The organism is Corynebacterium sp. (assembly GCF_022712195.1).
Lineage (GTDB): Bacteria > Actinomycetota > Actinomycetes > Mycobacteriales > Mycobacteriaceae > Corynebacterium.
The window spans coordinates 24,008-32,236 of the sequence record NZ_JALAGY010000091.1 but is presented as its reverse complement, the minus strand read 5'-3'; the positions used below and the strand labels follow the sequence as shown (position 1 = coordinate 32,236).

Annotated in this window: 10 protein-coding genes; 1 reads left to right on the top strand and 9 read right to left on the bottom strand. The window is 69.9% G+C overall.

Annotation, left to right across the window (positions count from 1 at the left end; genetic code table 11):
- Nucleotides 1–172 precede the first annotated feature (172 nt).
- The gene (locus Q0A34_RS12775) at nt 173–907 is read left to right on the top strand and encodes a PIG-L deacetylase family protein (RefSeq protein WP_291480380.1); all 735 of its coding nucleotides are present in this window, start codon (nt 173–175) and stop codon (nt 905–907) included.
- Nucleotides 908–982: 75 nt separating this feature from the next.
- Here Q0A34_RS12775 and Q0A34_RS12770 read toward each other — a convergent pair whose 3' ends face one another.
- From Q0A34_RS12770 to Q0A34_RS12730, 9 genes are all read right to left on the bottom strand, one after another.
- Nucleotides 983–1,471: an Hsp20/alpha crystallin family protein gene (locus Q0A34_RS12770; protein WP_291480379.1), complete on the bottom strand. Its 489-nt coding sequence runs from the start codon at nt 1,469–1,471 to the stop codon at nt 983–985.
- Between the two features lie 191 nt (nt 1,472–1,662).
- Nucleotides 1,663–1,908, bottom strand: coding sequence for a lipopolysaccharide assembly protein LapA domain-containing protein (locus Q0A34_RS12765; RefSeq protein ID WP_291480378.1), 246 nt, complete (start codon nt 1,906–1,908; stop codon nt 1,663–1,665).
- Between the two features lie 18 nt (nt 1,909–1,926).
- Nucleotides 1,927–2,124: a CsbD family protein gene (locus Q0A34_RS12760; protein ID WP_291480381.1), complete on the bottom strand. Its 198-nt coding sequence runs from the start codon at nt 2,122–2,124 to the stop codon at nt 1,927–1,929.
- 119 nt (nt 2,125–2,243) lie between these two features.
- Nucleotides 2,244–3,335, bottom strand: coding sequence for a type 2 isopentenyl-diphosphate Delta-isomerase (gene fni / locus Q0A34_RS12755; protein WP_291480377.1), 1,092 nt, complete (start codon nt 3,333–3,335; stop codon nt 2,244–2,246).
- Nucleotides 3,332–4,441, bottom strand: a complete 1,110-nt coding sequence (locus tag Q0A34_RS12750) for a phosphomevalonate kinase (RefSeq protein ID WP_291480376.1) — start codon at nt 4,439–4,441, stop codon at nt 3,332–3,334. The genes fni and Q0A34_RS12750 overlap by 4 nt, the downstream gene beginning before the upstream one ends.
- Nucleotides 4,438–5,493, bottom strand: a complete 1,056-nt coding sequence (gene mvaD / locus Q0A34_RS12745; RefSeq protein ID WP_291480375.1) for a diphosphomevalonate decarboxylase — start codon at nt 5,491–5,493, stop codon at nt 4,438–4,440. Before mvaD ends, Q0A34_RS12750 begins: the two co-directional genes overlap by 4 nt.
- Nucleotides 5,494–5,507: 14 nt before the next feature.
- Nucleotides 5,508–6,491, bottom strand: a complete 984-nt coding sequence (mvk, locus tag Q0A34_RS12740; RefSeq protein WP_291480374.1) for a mevalonate kinase — start codon at nt 6,489–6,491, stop codon at nt 5,508–5,510.
- Nucleotides 6,491–7,843: a tripartite tricarboxylate transporter permease gene (locus Q0A34_RS12735; protein WP_291480373.1), complete on the bottom strand. Its 1,353-nt coding sequence runs from the start codon at nt 7,841–7,843 to the stop codon at nt 6,491–6,493. Before Q0A34_RS12735 ends, mvk begins: the two co-directional genes overlap by 1 nt.
- Entirely contained in the window at nt 7,843–8,142 is a 300-nt protein-coding gene (locus Q0A34_RS12730) for a hypothetical protein (protein WP_291480372.1), read from the bottom strand. Before Q0A34_RS12730 ends, Q0A34_RS12735 begins: the two co-directional genes overlap by 1 nt.
- Nucleotides 8,143–8,229: the final 87 nt, after the last annotated feature.

The window sequence follows — 8,229 nt, the reverse complement described above, 5'->3', positions numbered from 1 at the left end:
GAGCAGCGGGCGGGAGGTACGGGTGAACATGGGTCCTTTGCTGGGGACGGCGTGATCAGGGGGTGGTGACCGTCATGTTCCCGTGCTTGAATGACCAGAACGTGGACGGAAGGTGACCTCCGTCCGTCCCCGCCGTGAATGTTGACCCCGCCGCACCGGAAGGCCGCCGACCATGACCGAGGAACGACTCGACCTGCTGCACCTCGACGACGGCGAACGGGTGCTGTGTGCCGTCGCCCACCCCGATGACATGGAGTACGGCGCGTCCGCGGCCGTGGCGGAGTGGACCGACCGGGGGATCCCGGTCACCTATCTTCTGCTGACCTCGGGCGAGGCGGGTATCGACACGATGTCCCCCTCCGACACCGGGCGTGCCCGGGCCGCCGAACAGCGTCGTGCCTGCGCGCAGGTCGGCGTGGACGACCTGCGGATCCTGGACTTCCCGGACGGGATACTCGAGCCGTCCCTCGCGCTGCGACGCGCCGTGGCGGCGGTGATCCGGGAGGTGCGTCCGACGACGCTGCTCACCTTGGGCTGGGCCGTGGACATGCCGTGGGGGCTGAACCAGTCCGACCACCGGGTCGCCGGGCTGACGGTGCTGGACGCCGCGCGCGACGCCGGGAACAGGTGGGTCTTCCCCGACATCACCGGGCCGGACGGTCAGGTCCTCGACCGGTGGCAGGCCGACCGGCTGCTGGTCTTCGGGTCAGCGGAGCCGACGCATGCCGTCGCGGTCTCGGACAGCTCTGTGGAGCGCAGCATCGCCTCGTTGGAACAGCATGAGGTCTATCTCGCGGCCCTGGAGGACCACCCCGCTCCCCGCGATCTCATCGGCGGGACCACCGCGGACGCTGGCGCACTGGCCGGCGTCGCCCACGCGGTGCCTTTCCGCTGTTACGGGTTGTAGTATCCGTTCTTCCGGACTCGTGACTGCAGGAGAACTGACTGTGAGTGACGCGAAGCGTCGTCTACGGGTTTCCGTCTACGCGGTGATCTCCTTCCTCCCGGCGCCGTGGTCGATGGCGATCTTGCGGGACTTCGCCTGCTCTGCCAACGGCATCGTGACCGTCAGCACGCCGTTGTCGTAGCTGGCGGTGACGGCGCCTGGGTCGACCGAGTCACCGATGGTGACCTGACGTCGGTAGCTGCCGGCGAAGCGCTCGTTGACCAGCCATTCGACGGCAGGACCGGCGTCGTCAGCACTGCTGGCGGAGTTGTCGCGGCCGTCGACCACGCCGCTGCGCTGTGCGGTGATGGTGAGGGTGCCGTTGTCGAAGTCGACGTCGATGGACCCCGGGTCCATGCCGGGGAGGTCGGCGGTGAGCACGTAGTGGTCATCGAGCCGGTAGAGGTCCATCGGCATGAACCGTGGTGACCGTGAGCCCCCGGCGCCGACCGGCGAGGCGATGTCGAGGAGCCCGCGGGTCAGGGTGTCGATGTTGGTGAACGGATCAAGGCTGAACGTAGCCACAGTGAAGCACCTCCGTGATGAAAGTGAAACCTGCGCCCCGCCTCCGTGTCAGACGGAGCGTGCACGACCTTCCGTGCACCACCGAATATTAGCACTCCCCCACCGAGAGTGCCAGACCCCGGCACGGAAAAATCGCCCGCACGGGACAACCGTGCGGGCGACCCGGACGCGGAGCCGGCGACGTCGCGCCGTCACCTCCTCCGTCGGAAGGAGATCAGCGCGGAGAGAGCGAACGCGACGACCGCTCCCCCGAGGGCCGCGGCCAGCAGCCCCACGGAGAGCGGGAACGCGAACTCCCACCCGAGGAAGCCGATGTCGACCCGGTCGGTGTTCTGGCCGATCAGGATGACCATGGCGACGGCCACGACGACGATGACCGCCGTGGTCACCACCAGACCGGCGGAGGACCGCTTCCGCGGTGCAGTGTCGGTACTCATCGTGTTGGCCCCCTGCCGTCAGTTTCCGGTGATCTTGCTGATGCCTTCGGAGATCTTGTCCTTGGCGTTCTCGGCGGCGTCCTTGATGCCGGACTTGGCCTGGTCGACCTTGCCCTCACCCTTGAGCCTGTCATTGCCGGTCACGTCTCCGGCGGCCTCCTTGGCCTTTCCGCCGGCGTCTTCCGCGGCGTTCTTGATCTTGTCGTCGAGGCCCATGGTGATGTCCTTTCGGTTGATGATCGGGGTACCGGCGAGCATAGACCGGTTCCGGACATTTAGCTATCCCAGTTAGCGATAATCATCAGAGTCGCTTATCCCCACCGGTCAACCACGAATCACCGCCGGTGCGCCAACGCCGGCAGGTCCACACCCCGCAGCCGAGCGAACTCGGCCGTCTCACCGGTGACCAGGACGTCCGTCGACGACAGTGCCGGGACGTCCGCCGCGCCGAGCAGGGTCATCAGCGTGCGGACCTGATCGGTCCACGCCGCCAGTTCGGCGGCCAGGGAGTCCGGCCCGTCCGTCATGAGCACGTGCAGGAAGTGCCCGCTGACCCCCACAGCCCCCGCACCCAGCGCCAGGGCACGCACCACGTCCAGCGGGGTACGCACCCCGCCGGACGCCAGCACCTCGACGTCCGGCCGCCCGCCGTCACCGTGCACCGTGTCCAGCAGGCACTCCACGGTGGTCTGCCCCCACCCGGACAGGTAGCTGTACTCCTTGCGCGAGCGTCGCTGGTTCTCGATGTCGATGAAGTTCGTTCCGCCACGCCCGCTGACGTCCACGGTGCCCACTCCCCGGTCCGACAGTTCGGCGATGCTCTCACGGCTCAACCCGAACCCGACCTCCTTGACCACCACCGGCACGTCCACCCCGGCGACGATGTCGGCGATGCGGTCGAGCCAGGGGCGGAAGTCCCGGTCACCCTCGGGCATCACCAGCTCCTGCGCCGGGTTGACGTGGATCTGCAGGGCGTCGGCCGCCAGCAGGTCCACCGCCCTGCGCGCCTGGTCCACGGTGGCTTCGGGGCTGACGTTGGCGAAGAGGAAGGCCCCCGGTGCGCTGTCGCGGATGACGCGGAAGGTCGGTTCCACCGAGGGGTCGCGCAGGGCCGCGCTGACCGAGCCGCTCGCCATGGCAACGCCGGCGGAGGCTGCGGCGCGGGCGAGATCGGCGTTGATCCGTCCGGTCTTCTCACTGCCGCCGGTCATGGCGTTGATGTAGAAGGGGACGTCCCAGCGTGTGCCGGTCACGGTGGTGGAGATGTCGACGGCGTCGCGGGCGAGACCGTTGAAGCTGTGGTGCATGAAGCGCACGTCGTGGAAACCGCCGGTGGGCTGTGCGGCGGGTCCGCGGGTGGTCAGTTCCTCCGCCAGTTGGACGTGGTCGTCCTTGCGGTTGGTGCCTGTGGGCGTGGTGCCGGTCACTCGATGGTCCCGTCGGGTTGGTGGTCGTGCAGGTTGAGCACGCGGATGTCGGCGCGTTCCCAGGCGGCGAGGAGCTCGTCGATGTGTCCGGCGCCGCCGGTGCCTGTGTCGATGAGCACGATACCGCAGTCGCCTCCGCCGGCCCCGGAGGTCTTCGCCGCCCCGCCGTTGGCCTCCGCGATCTCGATGAGGCGGCGCAGTGTCGGGGTCTCGATGGTGGTGCCGGAGTGCTCCCCCAACCCGCGCAGCAGTTCGCGGTTGCGGCGGATGCCGGCGAGCACGCCGGCCGGGTCGTCGTTGTCGAGGGCGGCGGTCAGCCCGGTCACGCACCGTCTGCTCTCCGCGAGGAAGCGGGTGTAGTCCATCCCCTCGCCCTGTTTCCTGGACTGCACGTCGCCGACCAGCCGTGAGGTCGAGGCCGGCGAGCCCGTCCATCCGACGAGAAGGCGCAGGCGGTCCGGTGGGCACAGTCGGCGGACCGACAGTCCGGGCCAGTCCGTGTCGATGAGTTCCGGAAGGGGTCGCACGGCCCGTTCGGACCGTGCCCATTCCCGGTCGAAGGAGGTGTAGGCGATCCAGCCGCCGGCCATGCTGGCCGCGACGTCCCCGCCGGATCCGGAGGTCTGCACCGAGATGCTGGCCAGCAGCGCCAGCTTCAGCTGCTGCATCCTGGTCAGGTCCAGGCGGTAGAAGTCGCACAGGGCCCGGACGGTGGCCACGGTGACGGCGGCGGAAGAGCCGAGGCCGAACTTCCGGCCCGAGTCGTCGTCGAGTTCACTGGTGATGTCGAGGTCGAAGACCTCCAACGGTGTGCCCAGGGCCGCCGCGACCTCCTCGACGACACCGGCGGCGGCGAGCACGAAGTCGAAGGGAGCCTGGTCGGGTTCGACGACCATACCCCGGTCGCCGCGGTGCCACTCCAGGCGGCTCTGCGTGTGGTGGTCGGAGGTGATGTGGCCTGTGCCGGTGGCCGTGGTGACCCGGACGGTCACGTAGCGGTCGACGGCGACGAGTACCGCCGGGAATCCGGTCTCCACCACGGCGTACTCGCCGGCGATGTAGAGTTTGCCCGGGGCGCGTGCCTCGACGACGCGGGGTGGTGTCATGACTGTGCCTCGTGTCCTTCCGTGGTGCCGGTCCGGATCCGGATCCCGGGCCCGGCGTGGGTGATGATGGTGCGCAGCCCCGGGACCGACGGGGCGAGCCGGTCGCGGAGCAGGGCTTCCAGTGCTGCGGCGTGGTGGGTGTCGGTGAGCACCTTGACGTTGGGGCCGGCGTCCATCGTGGCCCAGGCGGGGACGCCGTCGGCGCGGGCGTCGCGGACGGCCTGCAGCGCGGCGTGGCTGCCGGCGGTGAGGTAGTCGACGGGCGGTTCGGCGGACCGCATGGTGGCGTGCATGCCCGACGCGTTGGATTCGGTGGCCCGGCCGAGGCGGGTCAGGTCCCCGTCGGCGATCGCCGTGCGGGCCTCGGCGAGGTGCCGGGCGTGGTCTGCGAGCCAGGGTTCATAGGCCGGTGAGGTCTCGACGGTGCGGCGCATCGCCTCCCTGCTGGAGATGCCCTTGGGGCCGTCGTCGATGACCAGGACCACGATGGCGAGGTCCCGGCTCATCGCGTCGCCGCCGGCGACGGGTTCGGCGTAGGACGTGGCGTCGTCGTGCCCGGCGTGCCACTGCACCAGCCCACCGAACACCGAGCGGGACGCCGAACCCGACCCTCTGCGGGCCAGGCGCGACAGGTCCCGCAGGGCGAGGTCTCCGGGAGCGTCCCCGTGGTGGAGGCCTGCCGCTGCTGCGGCGGCACCGGCCAGGGCGGCGAACCCGGAGGCGGAGCTGGCCAGACCGGCCGCGGTGGGCACGGTGTTGACCGAGGTCACCTGTGCGGCGTCGCGGATCCCGGCGAGTCCGCGGACGATGTCGAGGACGCCGGTGATCCGCTCCAGTGCCCGCCCGGTCACCGGGGCGCCGTCCAGCGTGGCCCGGTCCGCGGGTGCCCCGAACTCCACGGTGGTGGTCGTGTACAGCTCGTCGAGGGTCAGGGACAGGCTCGGGGCCCGCGGGATGATCAGTGCCTCGTCGGCCTTGCCCCAGTACTTGATCAGGGCGATGTTGGCGTGTGCGGTCGCTGTGGCTGTGCCTGCCGGTGTTCCGGTGCTCACGGTGGTCACAGTTGTCATGGTGCCGCCTTCCCGAGGTGGGGTGCGTGGATCCAGGTGCCGGCCGCCCCGGCGTCGGTGAGACTGTCGGCGATGCGCGCGGCGTCGTCACCCGTGCGTGCCAGGGCGATGACGCATCCGCCGCGTCCTCCCCCAGTGAGTTTCGCGCCGACGGCGCCGGCGTCGCGGGCGGCGGTGGTGAGGGCGTCGAGCCGGCCGTCGCTGACCCCGAGTTCGGCGAGAAGGGAGTGCGCCCGGTCCATCTTCGCCCCGAGTGCGTCGACGTCGCCGGTGCGCAGGTCACCGGTCGCCCCCTCGGCGATCTCACCCAGGCGGTCGAGCAGGGCGCCGACCCGCTCCGGGGAGGTCCGGTGACGGCGCCGGACGTCGCCGACCGTCTCGCGGGTGCTGCCCGGCACCCCTGAGTCGGCGATGACGATCCAGGCCGTCAGGTCCGTCTCCAGGGCAGTTCCCTCCCCGTCCCGGAAGTACACCGGTACCGGTGAGGCGGTCGTCAGCGCGTCCAGACCGGAGGGGTGGCCGTGGGCGACGCGTTCGGCCTCCTGGGTCAGGTCGAAGAGCTGCCGCGGGGACGCGTCGACGTCGTAGGCGTCCAGCACCGCCCGGACGACCGCACCGGCGGCGGCAGCGGAGGAGCCCAGCCCCCGCTCCGGCGGGAAGTCGGCCCACGTGGTCACCTGCAGTCCGGTGTCCGGGCGTCCGGCGAACCCGGTGGCGACCTCGACGGCCTCGACCACGGAGGCGAGCCGTGCGGGGGCGTCCTCCAGCCTGCCGTGCCAGTCCAGGCAGCGTAGCGTGCTCGGTGCGGTGGGCACGTCGGCGGGCTGCACTGTGGCGGTCATGCGCAGGTTGTGCAACGGTACGGCCACGGCGGGGTGACCGTAGACCACGGAGTGCTCCCCGAGGAGGATGACCTTGGCGACCGTCCGACCGTGTCCGACGTGGGGTTCCCGGGACGACTTCACGGAATCCTTTCTCACTACAGCAGGTTCTGCACGATCCAGGGGGACGCGTACAGCGTCATGAACTGCACGCCGTAGCCTACGCCCAGTTTGTTCAGCGTTCCGCAGGCGACCCCGACCAGCAGGACCCCGAAGATGTTGGCCACCCCGGCGTCCAGGTAGGCCAGCAGCAGGATGAAACCGATGAACAGGCCGAGCACCGCCTCGTGCGGGATGTAGCGCATCACAAGGTAGGTGATCCGGTAGGAGTATCGCACCGCGATGACGTAGGTCAGCCCCAGGGCCAGGACGGCACCGAGCACCACGGCGACGATGAACGTCGGCGTGCTCAGCAGGTGGTGCAGGTTGTTGTCCAGGGTGAGCGCAGGTGGCGCGTTGAACAGCGCCTGGGCCGGGCCGATGGCCACCGGGGACAGCGGGATGCCGATCGCCAGCAACGGGATGACCGTGCCGGAGAGGTAGCTGGCGTGGGCCACGCCGTTCATCCCCGCCACCGCCCGGTTCGCCCGCGTGGTGCGGTCCCCGGAACGTCCTGCCGCGCCCTCGCCGAGCAGGAAGGTCAGACCCACCGGGCTGAGGAAGAACAACGGGGTGGACAGCAGGGACCAGAACCCGGTGCGTGCGGCCTCGTCACGGGTGAGGATCCTGTTCGGAGCCAGCGACTGGCCCCGCAGGTCGCTGCGCGAGATCTCCACCGTGGTCGGCCGGTGACCGGGCAGGCTCTCCCGGTGGCTGCGGTTGAGCAGCCCCAGCACCGAGACCAGCAGCGGTCCGATGGTGATGCCCAGGAAGAACGACACGGAGATGTTCCCGTCCTGCGGGATCACCCCCTGGTCGCGGTAGAGCGACAGCAGCCCCTGGAACAGCAGGGACATCGGGACGATCGCGATGAGGGAGAGCAGCCGGTTGGCGCCCAGCAGGGCCAGCAGCACCGCCCCACCGACGAAGAGCAGGGTGCCGTACTCGCGCAGGGTGTCGGCGTACGGGGCGATCGCCGTGGCGACGGCGAGACTGACCGGGATGGCGATGAGCGTGCCGATCGCGCTGCCGGCGGCCATCTTCTTGATCGTCTCGGCGGCCCTGCCCCGGCTCTTGAGGTGGAGCGAGTGCTCCATCATCGGCGCCGACAGCACCCCTCCCGGCAGACCCACCAGCGCGGTGGGGATGGCGTTGGTGAGGTTCAGGGTGACGATCGCCGCGATGAAGAAGGTGAGCAGCACGGCCGGGTCGACACCCGCCAGCGCCAGGGCCAGGGTGACGGGCACCAGCACACTGGTCTCGTCGGTGCCGGGGATGAAACCGATGAAGGTGTAGAGCAGGATCGCGGCGACGGCCGCGAGGAGCATCGGGAGCAGCAGGGTGACGTCCATCAGGCCGGCCCCGCTGTCTCACCGGCAGCTCCGGCTTCTCCGGCTTCTCCGGCGTCCTCTGTGATGCGCACCAGGCGTTTGGGGGTGAAGACCACCGCACAGACCACGAATCCCACCACGGCGCCACCGAGTCCCCAGAAGAACCCGCTGGAGGACAGTGCCGTGGCGGCCAGGAGAGCGAGCGCGGTCGTGACTCCGCAGATGACCAGCGACCAGGTGAGGTCCCGGGTCGACACCAGGTCGTTCCACACCTCGATGTAGTCGTCGCGGTCGCCGGGACGACGGACAGTGTTAGGCATGCCTCAGACACTACGTGTGTCCACGGGAGTGCCGCATTCCCGCCCGACGATTGTGACGGTCCGCTACTTTCGTACTCAAACAGTCCA